30 protein-coding genes are annotated in these 22723 nt (G+C 46.6%); 28 read left to right on the top strand and 2 right to left on the bottom strand.

Translation table 11 applies throughout. From position 1 onward, the window contains the following. From ABD014_RS10950 to ABD014_RS11080, 27 genes are all read left to right on the top strand, one after another. On the top strand, positions 1–1017 hold the full coding sequence (locus tag ABD014_RS10950) for a retron-type reverse transcriptase (RefSeq protein WP_343860877.1): 1017 nt from the start codon (positions 1–3) through the stop codon (positions 1015–1017). A gap of 60 nt (positions 1018–1077) precedes the next feature. Then, positions 1078–1215, top strand: a complete 138-nt coding sequence (locus tag ABD014_RS10955; RefSeq protein WP_343860879.1) for a hypothetical protein — start codon at positions 1078–1080, stop codon at positions 1213–1215. A 47-nt stretch (positions 1216–1262) separates the two neighbouring features. Continuing rightward, a complete protein-coding gene (locus ABD014_RS10960; RefSeq protein WP_343860881.1) occupies positions 1263–1676 on the top strand; it encodes a hypothetical protein in 414 nt (137 codons plus the stop codon). Beyond that, positions 1639–2820 (top strand): hypothetical protein, encoded by a 1182-nt coding sequence (locus ABD014_RS10965; RefSeq protein ID WP_343860883.1) that lies wholly within the window; start codon positions 1639–1641, stop codon positions 2818–2820. The genes ABD014_RS10960 and ABD014_RS10965 overlap by 38 nt, the downstream gene beginning before the upstream one ends. Positions 2821–2845: 25 nt before the next feature. Further along, positions 2846–3241 carry a DUF2190 family protein gene (locus ABD014_RS10970; protein WP_343860885.1) on the top strand — a complete coding sequence of 132 codons (396 nt, stop codon included), beginning with the start codon at positions 2846–2848 and terminating at the stop codon, positions 3239–3241. A gap of 15 nt (positions 3242–3256) precedes the next feature. Then, complete coding sequence (locus tag ABD014_RS10975) at positions 3257–4321, top strand: hypothetical protein (RefSeq protein WP_343860888.1); 1065 nt, start codon at positions 3257–3259, stop codon at positions 4319–4321. Positions 4322–4333: 12 nt separating this feature from the next. Then, a complete protein-coding gene (locus ABD014_RS10980; RefSeq protein WP_343860890.1) occupies positions 4334–4690 on the top strand; it encodes a hypothetical protein in 357 nt (118 codons plus the stop codon). Beyond that, positions 4690–5079: a hypothetical protein gene (locus tag ABD014_RS10985; protein ID WP_343860892.1), complete on the top strand. Its 390-nt coding sequence runs from the start codon at positions 4690–4692 to the stop codon at positions 5077–5079. The genes ABD014_RS10980 and ABD014_RS10985 overlap by 1 nt, the downstream gene beginning before the upstream one ends. A 1-nt stretch (position 5080) precedes the next feature. Beyond that, complete coding sequence (locus tag ABD014_RS10990) at positions 5081–5587, top strand: hypothetical protein (RefSeq protein ID WP_343860894.1); 507 nt, start codon at positions 5081–5083, stop codon at positions 5585–5587. Beyond that, entirely contained in the window at positions 5584–6420 is an 837-nt protein-coding gene (locus ABD014_RS10995; RefSeq protein WP_343860896.1) for a hypothetical protein, read from the top strand. The genes ABD014_RS10990 and ABD014_RS10995 overlap by 4 nt, the downstream gene beginning before the upstream one ends. A 9-nt stretch (positions 6421–6429) precedes the next feature. Continuing rightward, complete coding sequence (locus ABD014_RS11000) at positions 6430–6621, top strand: YqzN/YkzM domain-containing protein (RefSeq protein WP_343860898.1); 192 nt, start codon at positions 6430–6432, stop codon at positions 6619–6621. Beyond that, positions 6622–8079, top strand: a complete 1458-nt coding sequence (locus tag ABD014_RS11005) for a phage tail sheath family protein (protein ID WP_343860900.1) — start codon at positions 6622–6624, stop codon at positions 8077–8079. A 25-nt stretch (positions 8080–8104) separates the two neighbouring features. Then, positions 8105–8515: a phage tail tube protein gene (locus tag ABD014_RS11010; RefSeq protein WP_379340582.1), complete on the top strand. Its 411-nt coding sequence runs from the start codon at positions 8105–8107 to the stop codon at positions 8513–8515. A 23-nt stretch (positions 8516–8538) separates the two neighbouring features. Then, positions 8539–8970, top strand: coding sequence for a phage tail assembly chaperone (locus ABD014_RS11015; RefSeq protein WP_343860905.1), 432 nt, complete (start codon positions 8539–8541; stop codon positions 8968–8970). 180 nt (positions 8971–9150) lie between these two features. Continuing rightward, positions 9151–11694: a tape measure protein gene (locus ABD014_RS11020; protein WP_343860907.1), complete on the top strand. Its 2544-nt coding sequence runs from the start codon at positions 9151–9153 to the stop codon at positions 11692–11694. Between the two features lie 17 nt (positions 11695–11711). Next, positions 11712–12365, top strand: coding sequence for a LysM peptidoglycan-binding domain-containing protein (locus ABD014_RS11025; protein ID WP_343860909.1), 654 nt, complete (start codon positions 11712–11714; stop codon positions 12363–12365). Further along, positions 12362–13492 carry an XkdQ/YqbQ family protein gene (locus ABD014_RS11030; protein ID WP_343860911.1) on the top strand — a complete coding sequence of 377 codons (1131 nt, stop codon included), beginning with the start codon at positions 12362–12364 and terminating at the stop codon, positions 13490–13492. Before ABD014_RS11025 ends, ABD014_RS11030 begins: the two co-directional genes overlap by 4 nt. Before the next feature lies 1 nt (position 13493). Further along, entirely contained in the window at positions 13494–13901 is a 408-nt protein-coding gene (locus tag ABD014_RS11035) for a hypothetical protein (RefSeq protein WP_379340580.1), read from the top strand. Next, positions 13894–14352 (top strand): DUF2634 domain-containing protein, encoded by a 459-nt coding sequence (locus ABD014_RS11040; protein ID WP_343860915.1) that lies wholly within the window; start codon positions 13894–13896, stop codon positions 14350–14352. The genes ABD014_RS11035 and ABD014_RS11040 overlap by 8 nt, the downstream gene beginning before the upstream one ends. After that, positions 14352–15470, top strand: a complete 1119-nt coding sequence (locus tag ABD014_RS11045) for a baseplate J/gp47 family protein (protein ID WP_343860917.1) — start codon at positions 14352–14354, stop codon at positions 15468–15470. The genes ABD014_RS11040 and ABD014_RS11045 overlap by 1 nt, the downstream gene beginning before the upstream one ends. Beyond that, entirely contained in the window at positions 15463–16050 is a 588-nt protein-coding gene (locus tag ABD014_RS11050) for a YmfQ family protein (protein WP_343860920.1), read from the top strand. The genes ABD014_RS11045 and ABD014_RS11050 overlap by 8 nt, the downstream gene beginning before the upstream one ends. Then, on the top strand, positions 16031–17299 hold the full coding sequence (locus ABD014_RS11055) for a phage tail protein (protein WP_343860922.1): 1269 nt from the start codon (positions 16031–16033) through the stop codon (positions 17297–17299). The genes ABD014_RS11050 and ABD014_RS11055 overlap by 20 nt, the downstream gene beginning before the upstream one ends. 52 nt (positions 17300–17351) lie before the next feature. Continuing rightward, positions 17352–17636: a hypothetical protein gene (locus tag ABD014_RS11060; RefSeq protein ID WP_343860924.1), complete on the top strand. Its 285-nt coding sequence runs from the start codon at positions 17352–17354 to the stop codon at positions 17634–17636. 120 nt (positions 17637–17756) lie between these two features. After that, positions 17757–18221 carry a hypothetical protein gene (locus ABD014_RS11065; RefSeq protein WP_343860926.1) on the top strand — a complete coding sequence of 155 codons (465 nt, stop codon included), beginning with the start codon at positions 17757–17759 and terminating at the stop codon, positions 18219–18221. An 87-nt stretch (positions 18222–18308) separates the two neighbouring features. Beyond that, positions 18309–18569: a hemolysin XhlA family protein gene (locus tag ABD014_RS11070; RefSeq protein WP_343860928.1), complete on the top strand. Its 261-nt coding sequence runs from the start codon at positions 18309–18311 to the stop codon at positions 18567–18569. A gap of 1 nt (position 18570) precedes the next feature. Beyond that, positions 18571–19479 carry a glycoside hydrolase family 25 protein gene (locus ABD014_RS11075; protein ID WP_343860930.1) on the top strand — a complete coding sequence of 303 codons (909 nt, stop codon included), beginning with the start codon at positions 18571–18573 and terminating at the stop codon, positions 19477–19479. Position 19480: 1 nt separating this feature from the next. Beyond that, a complete protein-coding gene (locus ABD014_RS11080) occupies positions 19481–19702 on the top strand; it encodes a phage holin (RefSeq protein ID WP_343860932.1) in 222 nt (73 codons plus the stop codon). A 76-nt stretch (positions 19703–19778) separates the two neighbouring features. On the opposite strand, the gene ABD014_RS11085 is transcribed toward ABD014_RS11080, so the two are convergent. Then, positions 19779–20243 carry a hypothetical protein gene (locus ABD014_RS11085; RefSeq protein WP_343860934.1) on the bottom strand — a complete coding sequence of 155 codons (465 nt, stop codon included), beginning with the start codon at positions 20241–20243 and terminating at the stop codon, positions 19779–19781. 251 nt (positions 20244–20494) lie between these two features. Continuing rightward, entirely contained in the window at positions 20495–21742 is a 1248-nt protein-coding gene (locus ABD014_RS11090) for a Kelch repeat-containing protein (RefSeq protein WP_343860936.1), read from the bottom strand. 502 nt (positions 21743–22244) lie between these two features. Here ABD014_RS11090 and ABD014_RS11095 point away from each other — a divergent pair. Continuing rightward, complete coding sequence (locus ABD014_RS11095; protein WP_343860938.1) at positions 22245–22574, top strand: YolD-like family protein; 330 nt, start codon at positions 22245–22247, stop codon at positions 22572–22574. Positions 22575–22723 lie beyond the last annotated feature (149 nt).

Raw genomic sequence — 22723 nt, forward strand, 5'->3', positions numbered from 1 at the left:
ATGGCAGGATTGCCATCTGCGCAGCAGATCCTCGAGCAGCTGAAACTGATTGCAGGCCCTTATGCCAAGTTTGCACTTGCTAGTCGCAAGAAATACGTCGATCTCCGACTTCGCCAAGATCAGGCAGTACGAAGTATATACATCCGTGCTGCAGATAAGGTGGCCAAGGAGATCCGACGACTAAAACGCTTGGGGACTGGCAGCGAGATGAATATGCGTTATATGGTAGCACTCCAGGACTCACTGAGACAAACCGGTATTGGCGAATCACTTACGGAGCTCCTGCAGAAGGATATCGTTAAGGCAGTCGACGCCGGCTCTACTTACAGCATGGAAGTAACCATGTCGCAGATCAGCAAGACTAAGCTTGCAAAGCAGCCGGTGCAACGGTCGTTTTTTCGAGCTAATAAGCAAGCGGTTGAAGCTTGCTGGGCGCGAACTGAGCGAGGACTACACTTATCTGACCGAATATGGCAGAAGGATGAAAAATACCGTAAAGCCATGACGGAGATCATCCAGGACGGCGTCGCAACAGGCGAGGATCCGGTAGAAACGGCCCGACAGCTCGAAAAATACGTGCGCCGTGGCAAGAAGACTTTAGCAGTCGATTACCCTGAGATGATGGAACGAATGGGCAACCGGATTCCACAGGATATTTCCTATGAAGCTCTTCGGCTTGTCCGGACAGAGACGGCAGCTGCATTCGGAGAAGGCACGATCGCTGCTGCCAGCGTAAGCCCGAGTTACAAGGGCATGAAATGGGTTCTTTCCGGCTCACATCCGGTTCCTGATATATGTGATGAATTGGCCAACGCCGACCATGGGCTTGGTAAGGGAGTCTGGCCGCCTGGTCAGGAGCCTCCAATGCCAGCACATCCGAACTGTTTATGTGTTCTTATTTCCGTTCATGAGGATACAGACGACTTTATGCAGCGGCTGAATGAATGGACAAAGAATCCACAGTCACATCCGGATCTGGAAGACTGGTACACGAACGTATATTCCGAAGTGGCATAGATTCCCTGCTGGTAGTGATATATGATAGATTCGTAGATTGCTATTTTAGGAGGCATGACCATGGATGGTGGTATCGAGATTGAGATCCCTTTGATTCCGACCGAGGAAGAACTTCGGGAGATGCGCAAGGAACAGACCAGGGAAAAGCTGCAGCTGCTGGATGGTGGTAAAGATACAAATAAAAATGATGAAGAGTAGGCGCCAGATTATGGCGTCTTTTCTTTTGTCCGAAAGGAGTGAGGTGATTGCAGGAAGTTATTTTAACTGAGGAGGAGCTACGAGCGAAATGCGCAGGGTGGCAAAAGATTCTCAGGCTGCAGGATTGGATAGTTATTACAAAGATCAAGCGGGATCGCGATATGACGCTAGAGGGCGTATGTGGCGAGTGTTCATGGCAACTATCAAAGCGTATGGCAGCCATAAACATACTTGACCCTATTGACTATCCTCCGGAGACAATCGAACGTCATGACATGGAACTGACGTTGGTTCATGAGTTATTACATTTACATTTTGCTGCATTACATGATCAAGGTGGGAATGAGACTCCAGAGGAGCAGGCAATCGAAGCGATCAGTCGAGGACTCGTTTATTTAGCACGGAGAGGGGGTGAACGAGAAAATGTGGAGCTCACGGATTTACGGGGAGATGGCAGCTGAGGAAGATAAGAACTTATTCAGATTGTTCGCGGGTATCTCGGGAGAAATGAGCGTGAATGATATTCCTGCCGCGCCCGGGGTGGATGTTGACTTGCTCAAACAAGGCGACAGTGATCCTCTGGAAGTGGTCGTTGAAGTCCCAGTCGGCAAGTCGAAGCGCGGCTGGAATTACACCCATAAGGCACTTAAGGACATTGTCGACACCGTCAATACGCGTACGCTGGCCGGATTTAAGGGGCATCAGCGCCCAGAAGACGTATCAAACCAGTTTATCGATCCGGCAACTCACTGGATCGGGGCCAAAATGACGGAAGCTGCAGCGTATTTCCGCGGGATTGTCGACAAGAAGGAAGAGGATTTGAAACGCTGGATCAAGGGCAAGCGGATCAAGCAGGTAAGCATCTACGGACGCCCAGCTCTAAAAAATGTTTCTGGCGAGACGCAGGTTGTCGGATATGATCCTCTTAGCATTGATTGGACGCCACTTGACCGCATGGGTATGCCGACAAGAATTGTTGCTGCCAGCGGTGAGATGTGGGATTTAGATGGGGAAGGCCCATCAGGAGAAATGAAGGGAGATGATGAGCAAGTGGAATGGGCTACAGTTATAACAGAAATTAAGAAGAAGCATGGCATGAAAGGTTTTACGATTGGTACCCTTGCCGGGGAAATGGGGTTGACGGATGACCAGGTAATTGCAGAGCTGACACCGGAGTTTGCTAAACAAGTTCAGCGCGCTTTGGATATTGCCAGTAAGGCACAGACAATCCTGGGTGTTAGCGGTGAAATGGATGTTGATGCATTGTTCAAATCCTTAAAGGCAGCAGCTGACAAGGAAGCTGGAGCCGGCAGGGATGCAATCGTCGGTGAAATGATGACGACAAAAGTAACATCTGAGGCGGTCCGGAAGGATCTGCAGAATCCTGAAACGGCACTCGGCAAGCTGTGGGCCTATCATTCGAAGGGGATTGCTCCTGATGCGACCAAGGAACAGATTGCCGGCGAGATGGACGCCTTCCTAGCGGATCCGGTGGTTAAAGGCATGGTCGATGCCATTCACACGGATAAACCTGCAGGCACGGGATCAAGCAGTGGTAAAACGGATGCTCCAAAAAACATGCGGGTTAAACGAGCATCATTCTAAATTAATCAAATTGAGGAGGGTTTATATGCCTTACAAAGGTCAATCGGTGCCAAGCACCACATATCAATCATATCGCGCTAAAGTCAGTGACGGTAAGTCTGTTCGTGTAACAGTTCCGGCTAAAACAACTATCGAAGCTCAAAAATTCTACTTGCTTGACGGTTTCTTTGGAGCTGCTATGCAATCAGTCAGTACAACGACAGGGGAAACAGATGAGGCTATCCTTAACATCGAGCAGGCGGAATTTGAAGCTGACCAAATCGAAAAAACACAGGCATTTACAGTTGGTACGCCAATCTATTGGGATGCGGCCAAGAACCAACTGACCGAGACCGCCACTGACAACCGTCTTGTTGGTCGCGTCACTGCTGCCAAAGACGCTAATAACGTAATTTGGTTCCTGTTGGGACCGCAACTATAAGGAGGCTGATAATCAATGGCAAGAGTACACAGCGTTGAGACAATTAAAGAGAAACGTCGCCAAGGAACCATCGAGATGAAGGTTCCTTTTCTGTTAGATGGTCGGCAGGAAGAAGTGACGAAGAGGATAGTAAACGGCGAGATGGAGACTTATGAGCTTGATAAGCCGATTGGTGAGATGCTTACATCCGAAAACAGCAGGAAGGAACTCATCCAGAAGGTCGTTCTGGATGTTGAATTGGGAAAAGAAGAGGTTCCAACCCTTTATGGACCGATCTATGACCATATGCCGGATCCGAACTTTCCTAAGGAGTTCGAGGCAAAATGGGCGCAGTACGGAACCGTGATTTTCCTTGAACATTTGGAGGGCGAAGAAGTCAAATTCGGCAGCCTACAGGCTGAGGAAGGTCCGATCGCCAGAATCAAAGGATATACCGCAGGCTTCGAGTACACGAAGGAAATGCAGCTTTTCAACCAAACATTTAACTTTGAACTGCTCAATAAGGCGTTTGGGGAAGCACATAATGCGTTGCTGAACCATTTACATCTTGGTCCGATCATCAAGTACAACTATAAGGCGGGGAATAAGACGACGCCTGTATACGTGGATGAGTTGGGAAAAACCCTTACAAATGCAACCGGTTCTCACTTCATTTTAAGTATGCGGGAGACGTTGCGAGCTGCGCTGCGGGATGCCCGGACGGCCAAGCGCCCGGGGAACATTCTCTTAGCAAATCCGGCTGACAAGGAAGACATTGATGATGCACTGTCCAGTTTTACAATTCAGGCGACGCCGTACCGGGCATTATCTGGGATTACGGATATTATCTATTACGATGGATGGGAAGCCGTAGTCAGTAAAAAGACCCATACCTATCCGGGTGTTCCTGCCGGAAAAGCATATTTAATCCGCCCTAAGCGTGGATTCAAGGAGCTCGTCAAGCAAGCCCTGCAAATCCAGGCGACCATGGGTGACCTGACCCGTTTGGTTGAAGCGCAGGTCGTTGGCGACGTATGGCGCGGGGTCTTTGCTGCAATTGACGAGAACGTCCAGGAGATCACTTTCCCGGGCAAAGCTTAGGGAGGGATATGGATGGAACCTACCATTGCGCTTCGTGTCCGGCTGAGAAAGCTATTGAATGAGGTAATCCCGGCCGACGGCACTGAAGCGGATACGAGATTCCTCGACGCAGAGATCGATCTGCTGCTGACGGAGGCGGACAGTCTACACGGCGCTGCTTCTGTCGGATGGATGGAAAAAGCGGGATTACTTCAGGGTGATATTGAGAGCTATTCAGCCGGTACCGAGAAGTACGATCTTACATCCTTGAAAGACCGGCTTAGTCATGCGCTTGCCATGGCCAAACAATATGCCGACATGGAGACTGCTGCAGCTGGTAAGAATGCTACTGGGTTTATGATTAAGGTTTGTCCACCGAGGGTACTGTGATGCTGATAACGGACTTTGTTGCTACACGACGTAAACACATTGCCTGGAATATATCGCAGAACCCGACGACTATCACCATCCACCGCAAGGAGAAGATACGAAAGGGTGGCGGGTACGAGGAGAACGAAAAGGATCTTCCTCCCGTTACCGTCCGGATTTTTGTTTCTCGCTCTCAGATACCGCAGAACATATCCGTTCTGGCCGGCACGAAGCAGACAGATAAAATGTACAGCCTGCTGGCCGACGAACATGCCGACATTAAAGCGGGTCCCAATGTAACGGATCGTTTCGAAGCTTTAGGCGAGACGTTCGAAGTCGTTTCCGTGCAACCACAGGTTGTGCAGGGAGTGACGGTTGGTTTTCAAGCAGATCTCGAAAGGGTGAAGTGATATGGGGGATTTTGGACAAGGTGCTATTGAGTACATGAAGCGGAAGCAAGCAGGGATTTACGCTGTTGCAGACAATGTGGCTAGGGAAGCAGAAGGGTACATGAAATTAAACGCACCGTGGAAGGATCGACTAGGTGGAGCTGGAGCGAGAGGTGCTCTTCACACGGGGATTGAGATTAAGAATAAAGAAAAAGTTCTTGTGTATTTAGCTCATGGTGTAAGGTACGGGAATTATTTGGAGGAAGGAACGCCTCCACATAAGATCAGAGCAAATAACAAGAAAGTTCTTGCTATCCCTATAGAAACATGGAATAAAGATAAGCGCGGACCGGTGAATGATCATAAATCAAAGCAGTTGCCTAAGTTATCTAAGGACGGAAAATTCGTAATTTTAGGTAGATCCGTTAACCATCCTGGGACAAAGAAGCGCGCAATTGTTCTGCCGACTGCGAAGAAGTACAGAATAAAATTGAGGGATAAACTCATCAAATGGTGGTTGACGCCATGAGAAACGCCATTCGTGAAAAACTTCTAGCTGCTATCCCTGAACTGAAGGATGTTTTCGAACCCCATTCAGCAGAGGAAAGCAGTCCAAAGCCATATGCTATTGTTCTTCAGGGCGAGGATAGCGAAGAGTCTCCATGGATCGGCTTTCGCCGGATCGTGGAGATATGGCCATACGTTTCCCGGTCGACCTTTGAAAAGGTAGATTCGCTAGAGAAGAAAATCATCTCCGCTCTAGACAAGCAGATGCTCACAACAGAGACCGGCGAGGTCTTTTCATGCGTTTACCTCGGGTCCTCCGGACAAGATGTAGTTGACGAAGAATGGGATGCGATTACTCGCGGCATGCAGTTTGCTGTCATGGCCTTGCAGCCGGTCGGGACCGATGGTCAGATCACAAGCGATCCTTGGGTGCCGGCTCTGGCGGACTGGACAACAAGTGTGATAGATAATAACTGGACCGTATACAACGGATATTGGCCAATCGGTTATGTACGCCCGTCTGTGATGTGGCGTGTGACTAACGTTGATGTTAAGGCGTTATCCTTTTCGAGTTATCAGGTCACTAAGCGATTTACTGCTCATGTCCTTGGGAATGAGAAGCAGCCGGAACATTCGGCGGTATTTTCCTTAGTAGCGGCATTAGGCAGCGCCATTAAGATCCCATTCGATCTTGCCGATCGGCGTTATCTGACAGTAGTGGATCCCAAGGCGAACATTGGGGCCGATGGGCTCCGAGAGGGTCAGATTACCGTGACACTATCTCGGATGGTTGCTCGTCCTCAGGAAGATGTTCCTTTGATCCGGTCCGTGAGTTACAAACCAAATATTAAGTAGGTGATTTCTATGGCGGATAAGCCAGAAAAGAAAATTGAATCGAAGTATCCCATTAAAGAGCTTATGGCCAACGCTGAGGCTCTTTTTTCTGTCCGTCCGGAAGTTTTGGTCGGGGCCTTACATGGGGTTAAAGCTTCGGAACTCTCGGTAACTGAGGCGAAAAGCCTCGTCAAGTCATTTTTAGAAAGGAAGGTGAACTAAGTGGCAGGTGGAAATTGGAGTCCGACAGATATGCCGGTCTTACCCGGTCTTTATATGAATTTTGTGGCAGCTGCTGGTACAGCGATCCAACCTGGAGCTCGCGGCATTGTTGTTGCTGCTGTTAAAGCGCATTGGGGACCGGTTGGGCAGTTTGTGGAGGTTTCAGACGAGGCCGCTATCAAAGAGATGTTTTCAGAGAGTGATAGCGACGGCGCTACGGCATTTACGACGCTTTACTTAACCCTTTTGGGCGGCCCGAAGACGTTGCTTGCTTACCGGATCGCATCAGATTCAACAGCCGAAGCAACCGTTTCGGTTAACAACACGGATTCAACTGCTGCATTAAAGCTTACAGCTAAGTATCCTGGAGATCGGGGCAATCATTTTAAAGTGACGATCGCGGATAGCCTTGCGGTAGCTGGCACTAAGGAACTGAAGTTGTATGAAGGGGCGAAATTACTCTGTACCTTCTCGATTGGCGACGGTAACGTTGCTACTGCAGTCCAAATGATTAATGAAGATGCAGATAACAAATGGATTGTTGCCACAAAGTTGGCCGACGGTACACTGGCAGATGTATCCGGAGAATCGTTTACCAGTGGGGACAGCGGCATAGAAGGCATCAAAAATGCCGACTATGTGGCCGCGCTCGCTGCGTTTGAGGGACAAGAATTCCATGTGCTGACACTCGATGGGGTTACAGAGCCAGCATTGAGATCCAGTGTTGTAGCCTGGGTTAAACGCGTACGCAGCGAGGGCAAGGGTGTAATCGCTACATTGGGCGGTACGGCAGCGGATGATAAGGCTACCGATGCAGTCAGCAAGGCTGTGAACCGCAGTGCGGGCTGTAATCACGAAGGCATAGTCAATGTGGGTTCCGGCGCTATCTTAGCGGATAAGGAATACAATTCGGCACAAGTGGCGTCATGGGTTGCTGGCTTGATCGCGGGTCAGTCTCTTAGTCAATCCACAACTTATGCCGAGTCACCATTTGATGACGTAACTCGGCGTTGGACACGTTCTGAGCAAGAGAAGGCCATTCGCGGCGGTGTATTCTTGCTTATCCACGACGGCCGCAAGGTCAAGGTACTACGGGGAATGAACACGCTGACGACCTTGCAAGTCGATCAGAATAACAGTTGGAAGAAGATCCGGACTATCAGAGTCATGGATGCTATCAATGGAGATCTGCAGCGGACGGCTGAAGATGTCTATATCGGTAAGGTTAACAACACGGAGGAAGGCCGCCTTGCTTTGATCGGTGCCTGCAAGGAGTACATGCGAACTTTGGCTCAGAGTAATGTGATTGAGGGAACAGGGTACGACGTTGTACTTGATCCGGATTATTATGGCTCTTCTCCGGCCAAGAAGCCGGAACCTGACCAGGTATTCTTACGCTGGAACGCTCGTCTGACCGATGTAATGGAACAAATCTTCGGGACGTTTTACGTTGAATAGAAGGGAGTGAGGAATAATGGCAGAAATGACAGGAATGGATCCTACCAGGGCGATACTCGGTACATTCGCCCAGGCGTTTATCGATGGTGAATGGCAAACGAACATAAACCATCTGGAAGCTAATGTGGAGATTGATAAGCGAGAGCTCAACCTGGTTGGTCATGGCTGGGTGCAGTTTAAAATTGGTGCTAAACGGGGAACCGGCACTATCAGCGGGTACAAAGTATCGTCAAAGATGATTCAGCGCGATTTCAGCAAATTCGATATTATCTCTAAGCTTGACGACCCCGAAGCATACGGTTTTGAGCGTATCCGTTTGATGCGTTGTATGCCTGACAGGATACAACTTGCAAACTGGACTGCAGGCGAAGAAGTGGGGGAGGAAACGCCATTCACTTTTGAAGATTATGAGCTGCTTGACCCTATTGAAATCTAAACTTGAGAGGATGAATATATACAATGGCAAATGAACATTTGAATGAACAGGAAATCCTGGACAGTCTCTTCGAGACGGCGACAAATCTGCCGGAAGAGACTGTTTTTATTAAACGGCTGTCTTTGCGTATTACGCTACGCGGGCTGACTTCCAGCAAGGTAGACGCAATTCGTGAGCGTTGCACGGTCCGGAAGACTACTAAAGGGCAGGCTATCGAGAAGGTTGATAGTGAGCTGTTCAATGCTGCGTTGATCAAAGAAGCGACCGCTACTCTGGAAGTGAAGGGCTTGGAGCTCAGTGGCTGGGGTGACGATCGTTTGACGAGTCACTTGAAGTTGTCCGGTGGTGAGGAAGTTGTCCGACGAATGCTTCTGGCCGGCGAACTCGATGCCGTAGGCGATAAAGTTCTGGAGCTTTCCGGATTTGGTGTTGACATCGCTGATGTAAAAAACTAATACGCTCCGGGGGCACGACGACGATGCTGTACCACATGTGGGTACGGCATCATTTGCGTCCCGGGGCTTTTTGGTCTTTACCCAAGGGGGAGCGTACTTTGTTGATGGCTTTTACCCTACATGAGATTGAGACGATGAATAAATCGCCTACTACGTCCGGAGATCGGAGAGGTGGTAAGCGTGGCAGATAACAAAGAGTTTTATCGCCTTGACCTTGTCATTGATACAACGGGGGCGGAAGATGCCGAGCGGACAGTACGAGCTCTGGATAAGCTACTGGAACAGACAGAACGTCGAACGAAAGCACTAGGCAAAACCAAGATCGCACCGGAGGTCATCTTAACTGATAAAACCTCGACCCCGGCAAAAAAGGTAATTTCTAAGCTTGCCGAAGTGGATCAGACAGTCGCGAACCCAGAAGTGGTGCTTGCCGACAAAACAGCAACGCCAACTAAGAAGGTCATAAGCAAATTAGCCACGCTCGATACTACTCAGGCTAATCCAGAAGTTGATCTCGTTGATAAGACGGCATCACCAGCCAGTAAAATCAAGAGCAGAGTTGAGAGGATCAACCAAACAAAAGCCAAGCCAGAAGCTAAGTTGGTTGATAAGGTGTCCAGCGCTGCCAATAAAGTATCTAGCACATTAAGCGCTATGGCCCGTAAGCCTTATAACATAGTTGTCAGAGTTAAGGATATGGCAACGGGAGTAATCAAAAAAATCACTAGCGCTCTGACTAGTCCTTTAGCTTTGTTAGGTGTTGGCGGTGGCGTCGCTGGTGTTACTACCGTCGGACTCGACATGGTTATGCAGGAGCAAGGTATTACGTCTGCATTTAAAGTCATGCTCGGAAGCGCAGAAGCAGCGGCGCAGCGTGTTCAGGAGTTAACTGCTTTTGCTGGAAAAACTCCTTACAAACGGGAAGATATTTATGAAGCTTCTCGTGTTCTGCAGGTCTTTACTGGTAATGCACTTTCTACTGGCGAAGGCTTGAAGATGGTCGGTGACATTGCCGCTGGAACCAAGCAAGAATTCGGTGATGTTGCTTTGTGGGTTGGGCGACTCTATGACGCTCTTAAGTCTGGCCGTCCAGTAGGTGAAATGACATCTCGTCTGCAGGAGATGGGAGCGATCGGCGGGGATGCCAGAGCCGGTATTGAAGCTTTGGCCGATTCCGGCTTGAAGATCGACAAGACGTGGCCGCTTGTTACTCAGGCGTTCGGTAAGTTCGATGGCATGATGGAAGACATGTCCGGCAACCTTCAGAACCTCTTGCTTGGCACAAAATCATTCTTCACCCAAAACGTGATTAAGCGTTGGGGTTATGGTATTGAGAGCTCACTTGGCCCAGCACTTAAAAAGTTTCGTGAGTGGCGCGGCGAAAACAAGGAAACCATTGCATCGATTGGTGAGTGGTTTGAAGCCGCTGGTAAGAACGTCTCGACCTTTATCTTGGATAAGGGACAACGAGCTTTTAAAATTCTCACCGACCTTGCTAATGATCCAGCCTTTCAGAATGCCGATTTTTTCGGGAAGATCGGAATTGCTTGGGATCGGATTATAACTCAACCTTTATCAGAGTGGTGGTCTAGTGGTGGAGAACAGAAAATTGCTGATATATCAGCCAAGATCGGCACAGCCTTAGGCGGTGGATTAAAGGGATTCGTTTTAGGCGCACTTGGCCTGTTTGATGAGAGCGGAGGCGGGGATGAATCCGTTTATGTTAGTGCTGGAAGAACTGCTGGTGAAGCATTTTTTAAGTCTTTCTTCGACGCTTTTGATGCTGGGCAAATTGCTAAAAAGCTCGGTGAAACAGCGTGGAATGTAAATAAGGATGCAGTGACTGATCCTTCGTGGGGCAATACTGCCAAAGCAGTTACATTCGATGCACTTGCACTTGCCGGAGTTGGCGCAGTAGTAGGTTGGTTTACGAATACATTCGGATGGCTAGGAAAGTTATTGCCGTCAGGAACAAGAGCTGCAGCAGCAGGAACGGCAGCTTCAACTGCCGCTACCACGGCAGCGAGTACAGCAACCGCAGCTGCAGCTGCCGAAACTGCTGCAGGAGCACTTGGGTTATCAGCTTCAATAATATACGGCGGTGCTGCTCTTTTATCTGCAGGGGCTGGAATCGCTGCTGGAGAAGTAATGAACCGCGGCCTAGATAAAGTTACAGAGTTACGAGAAAGGAACACTCAGCGCAAGGAGTCCATTGCATCTAATTTACCGAAGCCCGAAGAAACAACTGATTGGGCTTGGGTAGATAATGACAAGCCTAAATGGTATGACATGAAGAAGAAGTTTTGGAATTGGGTCGCTAATACTGAAATCGCTGGGGTTGACATGACGGATATATTTGGACAACCTGAATCGTTGACGAAGCAACCAACTATCAGTGATTTTGCAAGTTCCGAGTTCAATAAGTTCACAGATGTATACCAACCCGTTCTGACGTATGATAAGGGCTTGCTTCCTAATTTGTCGACGTTTCCTTCAGCTACGAATGAACCTCAGCCTATTCAAATTCCAGAGGAACAGATCTCCCGAATCGTCGATCCTCTTAGTGAGTTGAAGCAGCAGGTTACAGTTAATGTGACCATGTCACCCGGCTTGGTCAATATGAATGTTACTAAGGAAGAAGTCTTGCCTATTGAAGAAGTAATAAACCAAGTAGGGCACAAAATCAGATTGTCGCTTACGTCAGCGGAACAAAATCTTAAATAGGAGGTCGAACGCCTGAAATGAAGATCCACTTGATTGATTCGGCGGGGAATGAATTCATATTTCCTGTGAATCCAGAGGAAATAAAGATATCTCGTAGCAAGGGAATCGAAACAGTCAACATCCTATCTTTGGGTGAGTTCGATTTTCCGAGTGGGGAGAGGGTGAAGGAGATCACCTTCTCTTCTTTTTTTCCCATTGAGCATGATCCGGGTTATTGTAATAGTCCTGATATTCCGGACCCTATCGAAGCGATGCAGATGCTGACGAAGATGACGGCCAGCAAGCAACCAGTTAGGTTAATCATTACGGATAGCCCGGTTAATGTATTGGTGCTTATCTCGGCCCATGATACGACCTATAAAGGCGGCGAGCCGGGGGACATATACTTTGACCTTACAGCTCGTACGTGGAGGCAGATGAAGGTCCATACCAAACTTGCTGCAGCAGCATCGAAAACGACAGCTGCTAAGAAAGCAACGACTTCTCGCACCGATACCAAAAAACCTTCCAAAACCTATACGGTTAAGTCAGGAGATAGCCTATCGAAGATTGCTAAGATGGAGCTGGGGAATAGTAGCAAGTGGCAATCGATCTATAACTTGAATAAGAAGACGATTGGTAAGGATCCGAACAAGATCAAGCCTGGAATGAAGCTGGTGATGCCAACATGAGCTACGAGGTAGTTTATCAGGATAAATACTATTTACGGGAGTTGATCGAGAGCATCTCTCTGAAAGATTCCCTGGATCAAATTTCGTACCAAGCTGACATTCGTTTGAAGGTCACTTCTGACTTTCCGGATCTGCAGCCTGGCCAGCCCATCCGGGTTAGCGGTATCCCGTATGGTAAGAACAGTATGGTCTATCTACTAAACCCAGGTGTTGTATGGGATTGTGATAGTACCAACAGAGAGACTAAACACATGACAGTGACCGTGTACGACCGCACCATTTACTTAGCCAAGTCTGAGGATGAGTATCTATTACCTTCAGGGCAAACGGCAAGCCAGCGGCTTAAGAAGTATGCTTCTGACTGGGGGATTAAGCTTTCGACGGTGCCGGATACCAGGACGAAGCTTAAGAAGGCCGTTTACCGTGCGCGTCCGATTTATAACATGATTAATGCTGATCTGCAGGAGACGGTTAAATCCGGAGGGGATATGTACATTCCACGAATGACCCCGGCAGGTCTTGAGCTATTTAAGGTTGGAAGCAATAAGGATGTTTACGTCTTGGAGGCCATTGAAGAGACCACTCAAAGCCGTACTCTTGATGGGACGATCACCAAGGTTAAGGTGATCGGGACAGAAGACCGGAAAGAGAAGAAGAAATCTAAAAAGAAAGCCGGTAGTGGTAATGTTGAAATTCCTGAGGGAATGACGCTCGAAGAGATCGGCAGGCTATATGGCGGCAAGGTAGATAAGAAATCGAAGAAAAAAGGTAAAAAGCCGAAGGTCAAAGCTGATTCCAAGGTTGAGCTACCCAGCAAAATACTGGCTATCACAACTGGCCAGACCGATAAATTTGGTACTTTGCAGCGCATGGTCCAGGATGAAGACGTTAAAACGCCAGCGGCGGCCAAGAAACTTGGAGAATCAATGCTAAGCGGTGTGCAGGAGACGTTCACCGTTTCTGGCCCTGATCTTAATATCATTCGTGCCGGCGACGCCGTGATCTATAACAAAATGAGCCTAATCGTAACAAGTGTTAGCCATGATCTTGGTGAGCCCGGTCATATGATGCTTAATTTAGCATCACAAGATTACGTGAGAAGGAGGTATTTCCTGAACTATGGCTGATATGGATCCGTTTCAGGCGATCGCAAGGGGACTAAGAGACCAGATAGCGAAAGGGGCTGGCGATGCCCTTTCTGGTGTTCCTGCAGAGCTTGGGACAATAACAGAGACTGGACTGAAGCTCGATACTTTTAAGGATGAGATCCAGGACTACCTGGTTGCTGATTTTCTCACAACCCTTCATTTGCCGGCATTTTGGTTGGTAGGGACAACCGTTCAACCTGATGCAGAGGACGAGCCTGTCGGTACCCCCTCGCAGCGTACTCGGTTTGATTTTGAACCTACCTTGATTGAAGAGGTCCGGGTTAACTTAGCGGACGGTTTGATGCCTGGTGAAAGAGTACTAGTGATCCCGACTAACGGTGGAGCTGACTTCGTGGTTATGTGTAGGGTGGTGAATAGCGGTGGCTAATCTATTTCCAGAGCAAATTGAGGACGACTGGACCCAGACACGGGCTGAAGACGAGCTGGAGGAGGAAGTACCGTTTGGGCGAAGTTGGCGGTTTGATTTTACTGCCGGTGATTTCGTAATGACTCCAACACGTAAGGTAGCTGCAGTTGATGAAACGGCAGCTTGGGTAATGTGGTGCGAGAAGGCCATCCGAACGCCTCGATATCGGCATCTGATATATTCCAGGGAGCATGGCGAAGAATTCGACGATTTAATTGGCAGAGGATACAGCAGGGCCGTCATTGAGAGCGAGATCCAGCGGATCGTCACCGAGACATTAACTGTAGATCCACGGACGGCCAATGTCGATGGGTTTGTTTTTGCCTGGTCTGGCGACGGTTGTTATTTTTCATGTAGGATTCAAAATGTTCGGGAAGAGACGGAGACTATCGAAGGTAGGGTGGAGATCTAATGACAAATCTTCCGTTATTTTTGCAGGAGCAGTCAGAAGACGAAATTATGCAGCGCATGCTGGATCGAGTGCCCGCGGATATAGACAAATCCGAGGGCTCTTTTATTTGGGATGCCCAGGCACCGGTTGCATTCCTTTTGTCTGAAGCAGCCATTTGGGCTCAGCAAGTACTTGAGCGTGGGTTTGCAAGTACGACATTTGGGGAATATCTCGATCTCCGAGTAGCAGAACATGGGGTGATCCGGCGGGCTGCTGTTGCTGCAGTCGGGAATGTGCAGTTTACAGGGGCACCTGGGAAAACCGTACCCGTTGGAACGGGGGTGGCCACACCTGCAGATGAAGTGTCTGGCGAATCATCGATAGAGTATGTAACAGCTGCCGAGGTTACATTGAATGATGAAGGTGTAGGTGTAGCACCAATTCGAGCAGTTGTTCCGGGGAAAGCCGGGAATGTTCCTGCTGGGGTAATCGATGTTATGTCTACACCGATTAGTGGGATCTCGGCTGTGACAAATCTTGAACCCGTCACGGGTGGGGCGGATATTGAGTCGGACGAGTCACTTCTTGAGCGATTCTATTCCCGAGTACGCAACCAAGGAACGAGTGGTAATAAGGCACAGTATATCCAATGGGCAAACGAAGTGCCGGGGGTAGGTGGTGTTCAGGTTTCGCCACTTTGGAAAGGCCCCGGAACCGTAGGCATCTACTTGTTAGACATGGACAAGCGTGCGGCAAGTCCTGAGATCGTCCAGAATGCACAGATGTATATTGATCCAACAATGGATGGCCAAGGTGAAGGGCAAGCGCCTGCGGGTTCGATCGTGACGATCATGGCTGCAGAAGAAGTACCTGTTAATATATCTGTACAGCTCACTTTAGCGATTGGCCCAACACTTAACGAGGTTAAAGCTCAGATCGAGAGCGGGGTCACTGCCTATCTGAAGCAGCTCGCTTTTTCAGATCCGCTTGTCCGGTTTACTCGTATTGCAGCTGTGCTACTAGATATTCCACCAATCATTGATTATTCGGATCTCACCGTCAATGGAGTGGCTGACACCAATATTCAGATCAATCCAGGTCAGGTTGCTGTTCTTGGGGCGGTGGAAGTGTATGAGTGAGTTTAAAATTAGCAGTCCCATGGGCAAAGAAATGTTCTCTTATATGCCAGCTTATTACGAGAACTCACGGGTTATTCGTGCAGATCTAAATGCTAAAGGCGCGGAGCTAGACGGACTATACCAAGCTCTGAATGAAACACTAGATCAATTCTTCGTCCGAACAGCGACTTGGGGACTGGACAGATGGGAAATGGAACTCGGCATTGCAACGGAACCAGGGAAACCAATAGAACAACGCCGGGCTGTTGTGGAATCAAAGCTTCGTGGTGCCGGGAAGTTTTCTGGCCGGCTAGTAAAGAACGTGGCTGAGGCATACAATGGCGGAACTGTTGATGTTACATTTCAACCTGCAGAGTGGAGCTTCACGGTGAAATTTATTGATACAATCGGCATTCCACCGAATCTTGATGATCTGAAGATGGTGATCGAGGAAATTAAGCCGGCGCATTTGAAGGTTGAATATGAATTCAGCTATCTTCTCATTCGAGACATTCATGGTGTAATGACGCTCAATCAAATGGAGCAGACGCCATTAAGTAAATTTGCAGGAGGTGGTCCAGTTGGCCAGCAATACACCTAATCTCAATTTATTAAAGAAAGACCCTGTGACTGATGGTGACGACACATTTAATATTCAAACGATGCTTAATGATAACTGGGATAAGATCGATGAGGCGGTAGGGGAGGTTAAGGAAGAACTACAGGATCTCGATATCCCACCTGCGTCTTTGACACAAGCTGGCATTACTCAGCTGTCCAGTGCTATAGACAGCCCAGAAGAGGATAAGGCTGCTACGCCTAAAGCTGTCAAAGTAGCTGTTGAAGCAGCGTCGGCGGCACAGATAACGGCGAATGCAGCAAATACGGCGGCAACGGCGGCTCAGTCCAAGGCTGACCAGGCTTTTCAAGCTGGCAATGAGCGGAAAGCTGAAGTGGTTGCCGCGCTTGTTGCCTTAGGAGTAACGGCATCCACGAATGATAGTTGGGACACGCTTATTAGTAAGATGGCCACTGTAATTAAAGCGACCGGTAATGCGGCAATTAGTGATGTATTAGCAGGGAAGACGTTTAGTAATGTATCTGCATCTGGACTGACAGGCACAATGCCTAATCAGGGGGCCAAGACAATTACACCCGGGACGGCTAATCAGACTATTGCAGCGGGGTATCATAACGGGTCTGGTTTGGTAAAAGGTGATCCAAATCTAATTGCAGATAACTTGCCAAAGGATAAGACTATTTTTGGAGTTACTGGGGTGCTGGAACGCCTAACGACAACGGATAAGACTGCTATAGCAACGCAGATAACAAATAAGGGTGTATCTGCATCAGCTAATGATACTCCTGCACAGTTGGCAACTAAGATTGGACAGATACCTGTTAGCATAAAAGGGTCTATCCATATAAACTTTACAAGCGCAAAAATTCCATCGTCCCAAAATAATCGGGATGAGGTGATTTTTACCTTTCCGGCGGGAGTTAGTTTTGTAAGCTTTAAACCAGATAGCACTTCATCTTTTTACTTAATGAGGCACGAGCAGTGGCGGTCCTACTTCGCACTAAAAGATAAGGCGTCAAACTACGCATATATTTATAATGTAAGCGTTGGGATGTACGCAAGTTATCTGGCAAGATTTACTTACGCTCTTTTCCCCGCGCTGGGATATACAGAACTATCTGGCGGCGGGGCGGGGTGGGTACTTACTGATACGCTAAGTGATAACACAGAGGTTAAGTTTGTTTTCGGTGCGCAGCTAACGGCATCGGGAACAACATATGACCTTCCAGCAGATTTTGGGCACATAAATGGAACTTTGTATTACGCTTAGTACCAAATAGACGAAATATAGAAATATGTAGATGAAGTGAAGGGTGTTGAAGATGATTAGAACATTTAAAAGTAAGGATCAGGTTGAGGCAATTGAATTCGCCGACTCTGATAAAGAGACGATTCAGTCAATCATTGCATTTACAGGAATGTCAGTAAATATCGAGTATGCTCCTAATGGCACGGTGCGAGCAGGATTGATAAGGGATGCCAAAAGCGTATCCGTGGTTAATTTAGGTCAGTTTATTTATAAGGACAATAATGGCCAGATTGGGGTTTGTGACCTCGAATATCTGGAGCAAAATTATGAAGAAGTCGAAGAAGAATTCGCATCGTAGGTAGCGGGTATTTTCATATCAAAAATCAACTAAATCTAGTAATTAATTTACAACATTTAGGATATTGTGTATAATAGAGTCGAATCGGCCGGTTCCAAAAATCTTGAAGGGTGGAAGACCATGAAACTCAAAAAGGTTTTAACGGTTCTTTTCACAACTTTGTTGTTACTCACATTGTCGTCATCTGCATTTGCTAGCGAGATAACACCTACAGCGGTAGGCATTGGAGATACCAAGGAAAGCGCCATAACCCTTGTTGGTAATTCAGAATTCAATCTTTTTCTTTCCGATAGCGCTGATAAGGATTGGTTCAAGTGGACTAATAATACGAGCGAATACAAACTTGTAGCAGGTTATTTTATGCCTGATAGCAAAGTCGCTAATTATCGTCTTGGAATGGAAATTAATTATAGCCCTTCTGTTAATGCGGGCAGAGTTTATGCCGAGAATTACGGGCCTGGAAACGCACAAATTATTGACAATATTTTAATTCCACCCGGGGCATCAGTATACTATGTAATAGATTCTACTGAATTTGCTCTAATGCAATATACTTTCATTTTCCGAATTTATAATTTCAATTAGAATAATCTAGACAAGCACCTCATGCGGGGTGCTTTTTGTTATGCCCTCTGTTTACCGGGGGCTATTTATTTGTAAGGGGGTAGGGATATGGACGGGGGACAAACTGAAGTAATTCAGCGGTTAGCAATAGTAGAAACGAAGGTGGACAACATGGACGAGAAGCTTGATAGAGCGATCACGGCCAATGAGACGGCGGTAGAGGCGTTATCCTCAGCGCGATCGGCCCATCACAGGCTGGACAAGATCGAGGACGCCCAGAAGTGGCTATGGCGCACTATTGCGGCGTCGATCATTACAATTGTCGTCGGGGCTATTTTAACAGTAATTAAACTGCAAGGAGGGGCTTAGCATGCAAACACGTACAAAGGGCAATGCACAGGGCATCGACGTATCACACTGGAACGGCAAGATCGATTGGGCGAAGGTGGCGGCAAACGGGATCTCATTCGCTTTTATCAAGGCTACTCAGAACAGCGTGGACAAGATGTTTCTTGAAAACGCTAAGGGAGCTAAAGCAGCGGGGCTGCTGATTGGGGCCTACCACTATTTAGACAATAAGGTCACCACACCAGATGCTGCTAAGGCTGCAGCCAGGATGTTTTACAATGCTATTCAATTCGCTGGGGTCAAGTTCGACCTACCTCCTGTTCTGGACTACGAATCGAAGTCCGACAGCTTAAGCGCAGTTGGGGCTACTGCGGTAGCGAAGGCTTTTCTAGGTGAAATTGAACGATTGACTGGTGTTACACCGATCTTATACACCTATCCGGCGTTCATTGGCAACTTCAGTGGACTGAGCCAATACCCACTCTGGATAGCACGATATAGCACTCAGACGCCCGCCGATGCCTCGGGATGGAAGCGATGGGAGTTCTGGCAATATAGCGACGGTCAAAGCGGAGGCACGCTGCCTAATGGTTCGAGAATCGTGGGCGGGATTAATGGACAGGTGGATCTGAATGAATTTGATGGTACCGAGGCTGAGCTAAGGAATAAATACGGTCCTAAGAAGGAGGAGCCGAAAGCGAGCGAGCGCGATGTGAATCAAGTCAGTGATTGGGCTGCAAAAGACTGGGCGGAAGCCAAGGCGAATGGTTATTTCGATGGAAAGAGACCCGGAGCGGCAATAACAAGAGAAGAGACAGCGATCGTGGTCAATAGACTAAGAGCGAATTTCCTCAAACTGTTTGCAGGTACCTCTGAAAGAATTGGTGATCTGGAAGAAAGATTGCAACGCATCGAACAAGGAGGTCAATAATATGAACAAGAAAAGATGGCGGAATTATGCACTATGGATCAGTATCGTATCTCAGGGGCTGCTGCTCATTCAGCTCATTGGTCATTTGACTGGCGCGTTTGACCTAACGGATGTTATGAAGAATGATATCTTGGCTGTAACAGATGTGTTGCTTGGATTGCTTGCTACACTCGGGATTATCTCCAATCCAACAAAGCCGAATAGTTCTGGGTATAACCTTTAAGTTCGTACATTAAAGCCCACTAACCTATATGGTCGGTGGGCTTTCTTTATTACTCATTCAGGTTCTATTCATATCTTTAGGGAAGATCATCATAAAAATATAAATGATAGTATTCCGGTGAAATATATGACCCATTAGGTGCACTTACAACTACATAATATTCTCTTGAAAGTCCAGTTGTTGTGTTATCTCCAGGAAGCATTACCCAATTATTTGATGAAGTTATTAATTTATAACCTGTTGCACTATATTCATAAACTGTAAAGGTATACTTTGTATTCTCAGGAAGTACAATACCAACATAGTGATTGCGACTAGATTTAGTATAGAACTTCCAATTGTCTATATCAGAATAACTGCTTATCTTTCCATAATTTTCGCCATAACTGAGATGAATCATTGTATTTGCGGTAGTAAATCCATCATTAGGTTCACTCTCGTAATTTATTACAGCTGCAAAAACTGATGTTGAGCCAATCAATAATAAAAATACTGTGAGCAAGGTCATGATGGAGATCTTTATCCCCTTCTTTTTCTTCATTCCTCAAAACCTCCCAATATTCTACTAGGTCGGCCAACCTACAAAAACCATAGCATATATATTTAGCTTTGTATATATAAAAAATGGATTAATTTAGGGAAATGCGGCAAAATGATGTAAATTCATGGAATATATTGTTTGTGGTTAGCGACAGTGATATATTGGAAATACATATACGGATTTTCCGTTATGCAATCCGGAAGTACCGGTAGAAAGCCCGCTAACCTTTTGGTTGGCGGGCTTCCATTTAATTATTCCGTTGTATATTCATCTACTTCAAACGATAGTATATTTTTAAAAATTACATAGTCAACCCTTTTGCTAAAAGGCCCTTTATTGTTATTATGCTTGTCAATACCATATTGAGCCGGCCCTATGCCGTTTTCTTTAGCGTCATACCAGTTAATAAAGGCTTTTACTTCTTCCATCGAAAGGTCGAATTCTTTTTCTAAACCTGTTGTCATGATGATCGTAAGAATTGCGCGGTCACCAGATGGTTCTGGATCAGTAGGATTTGTTGGTACGCTTGTAGACGTGAATTCCTCAACTGTCTTTGTTGGTTTAAAAGGATTGAATATGGCTCCTCCTACAACATATATTTTCCCGTTTACAACTACTGTACCGAATGCAGAGCGGGCTACATTTAAATTTGGTGCTTCCTTCCATGTATCCGTAATTGGATTGTATACTTCTACACTTCCAAGTGAATCACCACTCGTTGTTCCACCACCAATACTATATATTACCCCATTAAAAGAAACTGTACCTGATCCATCCTTAGCATTTATCAAATTAGCCTTATCGGCCCATAAATTAGATTTTGGATCATATTCACGAACATTTTTATATGAAGTTATTCCATTACCACCTCCGACTGCATATATTTTGTCGTTATAGACGGCTAGGCCAACCGCATGTAGAGCAGAAGGCATGCTTGCTCTGGTAGCCCATGAATCTGTTTTAGTGTTATACACTTCAACACTAGCAACAGTCGTAGCTTTTGAATCTATTATTCCACCTACTATGTAGATATCATCTTCATATGAGACTGCACTTGCCCATGCTTTCGTAACTGGCATATTTTGTTTCTTTTCCCACGTGTCTGTCTGAGGATCATAGATATAAGCGCTATTTAATACAGAGCCTCCTGTCATAGTATATATATTACCTGTATAGCCACCAAACACATATATTTTCCCATCTACTGTTGAGGCGGTAGATGCTGCCGCAGTAACTGGCATATCATTTTTTTGGATCCATGAATCATTGATCGGATCGTATTCATAAACAGTTCTTTTTATATCAGTTAATGAACCTGATATACCTCCAAATACATAAATCTTCCCATTTGCTTCTGCTACTGCTGAACCTGCAAGCGGCGAAGGAAGGTCGTTCTTCATTATCCAATGATTATCAACTTCGCTTTCTGCAAAAACATTCGTTCCAAGACTAAAAACGACAACTAAACATGAAATAATAGATAGAAATATTTTTTTCATACGTATTCTCCTTATAAATTATTTGCACTAAGAAGAATACAAATAAACCCATGGATTGTCCAAACAATAATGCCTATATATGTGATTTAATGTTGTGAAATATAAATTTGTAAAGATTCACTCAATAAGAGTGGTCTTTTTTTCATATTGATAAAAGTCACACACCAGGCATATAATACAAACATATGTTCTTATATGGAGATGATGGTATGTTAAGCGATCTTGAACGAAAGGTGCTTCGGATCCTGTATAATTTTTCGAGTCAACGTAATCGTATGCCAACAAAACCAGAATTAGAACGCACGACAGGCCGACAATACCAGGATATTAAGTCCGCTCTGGATGTGTTAGTACAGGAGAGGTATATTTTCTGGCCAGACAATCCCCGACTTGATACCATTGTCATCCTGGAGGGGTGGGAGAGGGATACATCTATGCCTAAACCCAAACCAGTAATATCAAGTAATTTAGACTACTGGACTAAGTACTAAGGGGGATGACTATGGCTGGTTTACTTGAAGGTGGCTTCTGGGAAAGAAGCTTTATCCTGCCGGAACATAAAAGAGCAATTGAGCGGCAGGATCATGAGAGTAAGAGGAAGACAAAGCCGATCTTGGATACTCAAGAATTAGAGCAGATCCAGCTAGTGCTGTCTGAATCGTTTCATGAGCACAAGCGAATTACACTCCGCTTATTTGATGAATTTGACGACGTTGAGATCAGCGGGATCGTGACAGCAATCCAGGCTTATCGTCGAGAAATTAAGATGGCCACTTCTCCAGGGGATTGGCAGTGGATTAGGATAGTTGACATTTTGGGTGTATATTTATAAGTACAAGCAACTCACATGAAAAAGCCCACTGGCCTTAAATTGGCTAGTGGGTGATTTAGATTAGCTTGGATTAATATGAATAGTGATGTCCCCAAAAGAGGATATTATGAATATTCAAATGATCACAAAAAAATCACAAAAAAATCACG

It is taken from the genome of Paenibacillus motobuensis (assembly GCF_039521865.1).
GTDB classification, from domain to species: domain Bacteria; phylum Bacillota; class Bacilli; order Paenibacillales; family Paenibacillaceae; genus Fontibacillus; species Fontibacillus motobuensis.

What these genes read in the sequence shown, in the direction of transcription:
- ABD014_RS10970 (WP_343860885.1), top strand. Translation starts at nt 2,846, where the DNA reads ATGCCTTACAAAGGTCAATCGGTGCCAAGCACCACATATCAATCATAT.
- ABD014_RS10950 (WP_343860877.1), top strand. Translation starts at nt 1, where the DNA reads ATGGCAGGATTGCCATCTGCGCAGCAGATCCTCGAGCAGCTGAAACTG.
- ABD014_RS11065 (WP_343860926.1), top strand. Translation starts at nt 17,757, where the DNA reads ATGAAACTCAAAAAGGTTTTAACGGTTCTTTTCACAACTTTGTTGTTA.
- ABD014_RS11085 (WP_343860934.1), bottom strand. Translation starts at nt 20,243, where the DNA reads ATGAAGAAAAAGAAGGGGATAAAGATCTCCATCATGACCTTGCTCACA.
- ABD014_RS11060 (WP_343860924.1), top strand. Translation starts at nt 17,352, where the DNA reads ATGATTAGAACATTTAAAAGTAAGGATCAGGTTGAGGCAATTGAATTC.
- ABD014_RS10985 (WP_343860892.1), top strand. Translation starts at nt 4,690, where the DNA reads ATGCTGATAACGGACTTTGTTGCTACACGACGTAAACACATTGCCTGG.
- ABD014_RS11095 (WP_343860938.1), top strand. Translation starts at nt 22,245, where the DNA reads ATGGCTGGTTTACTTGAAGGTGGCTTCTGGGAAAGAAGCTTTATCCTG.
- ABD014_RS10975 (WP_343860888.1), top strand. Translation starts at nt 3,257, where the DNA reads ATGGCAAGAGTACACAGCGTTGAGACAATTAAAGAGAAACGTCGCCAA.
- ABD014_RS11000 (WP_343860898.1), top strand. Translation starts at nt 6,430, where the DNA reads ATGGCGGATAAGCCAGAAAAGAAAATTGAATCGAAGTATCCCATTAAA.
- ABD014_RS10995 (WP_343860896.1), top strand. Translation starts at nt 5,584, where the DNA reads ATGAGAAACGCCATTCGTGAAAAACTTCTAGCTGCTATCCCTGAACTG.
- ABD014_RS11050 (WP_343860920.1), top strand. Translation starts at nt 15,463, where the DNA reads ATGAGTGAGTTTAAAATTAGCAGTCCCATGGGCAAAGAAATGTTCTCT.
- ABD014_RS10980 (WP_343860890.1), top strand. Translation starts at nt 4,334, where the DNA reads ATGGAACCTACCATTGCGCTTCGTGTCCGGCTGAGAAAGCTATTGAAT.
- ABD014_RS11080 (WP_343860932.1), top strand. Translation starts at nt 19,481, where the DNA reads ATGAACAAGAAAAGATGGCGGAATTATGCACTATGGATCAGTATCGTA.
- ABD014_RS10965 (WP_343860883.1), top strand. Translation starts at nt 1,639, where the DNA reads ATGTGGAGCTCACGGATTTACGGGGAGATGGCAGCTGAGGAAGATAAG.
- ABD014_RS11070 (WP_343860928.1), top strand. Translation starts at nt 18,309, where the DNA reads ATGGACGGGGGACAAACTGAAGTAATTCAGCGGTTAGCAATAGTAGAA.
- ABD014_RS11030 (WP_343860911.1), top strand. Translation starts at nt 12,362, where the DNA reads ATGAGCTACGAGGTAGTTTATCAGGATAAATACTATTTACGGGAGTTG.
- ABD014_RS11010 (WP_379340582.1), top strand. Translation starts at nt 8,105, where the DNA reads ATGACAGGAATGGATCCTACCAGGGCGATACTCGGTACATTCGCCCAG.
- ABD014_RS11025 (WP_343860909.1), top strand. Translation starts at nt 11,712, where the DNA reads ATGAAGATCCACTTGATTGATTCGGCGGGGAATGAATTCATATTTCCT.
- ABD014_RS11035 (WP_379340580.1), top strand. Translation starts at nt 13,494, where the DNA reads ATGGATCCGTTTCAGGCGATCGCAAGGGGACTAAGAGACCAGATAGCG.
- ABD014_RS10990 (WP_343860894.1), top strand. Translation starts at nt 5,081, where the DNA reads ATGGGGGATTTTGGACAAGGTGCTATTGAGTACATGAAGCGGAAGCAA.
- ABD014_RS11075 (WP_343860930.1), top strand. Translation starts at nt 18,571, where the DNA reads ATGCAAACACGTACAAAGGGCAATGCACAGGGCATCGACGTATCACAC.
- ABD014_RS10955 (WP_343860879.1), top strand. Translation starts at nt 1,078, where the DNA reads ATGGATGGTGGTATCGAGATTGAGATCCCTTTGATTCCGACCGAGGAA.
- ABD014_RS11045 (WP_343860917.1), top strand. Translation starts at nt 14,352, where the DNA reads ATGACAAATCTTCCGTTATTTTTGCAGGAGCAGTCAGAAGACGAAATT.
- ABD014_RS11090 (WP_343860936.1), bottom strand. Translation starts at nt 21,742, where the DNA reads ATGAAAAAAATATTTCTATCTATTATTTCATGTTTAGTTGTCGTTTTT.
- ABD014_RS11015 (WP_343860905.1), top strand. Translation starts at nt 8,539, where the DNA reads ATGGCAAATGAACATTTGAATGAACAGGAAATCCTGGACAGTCTCTTC.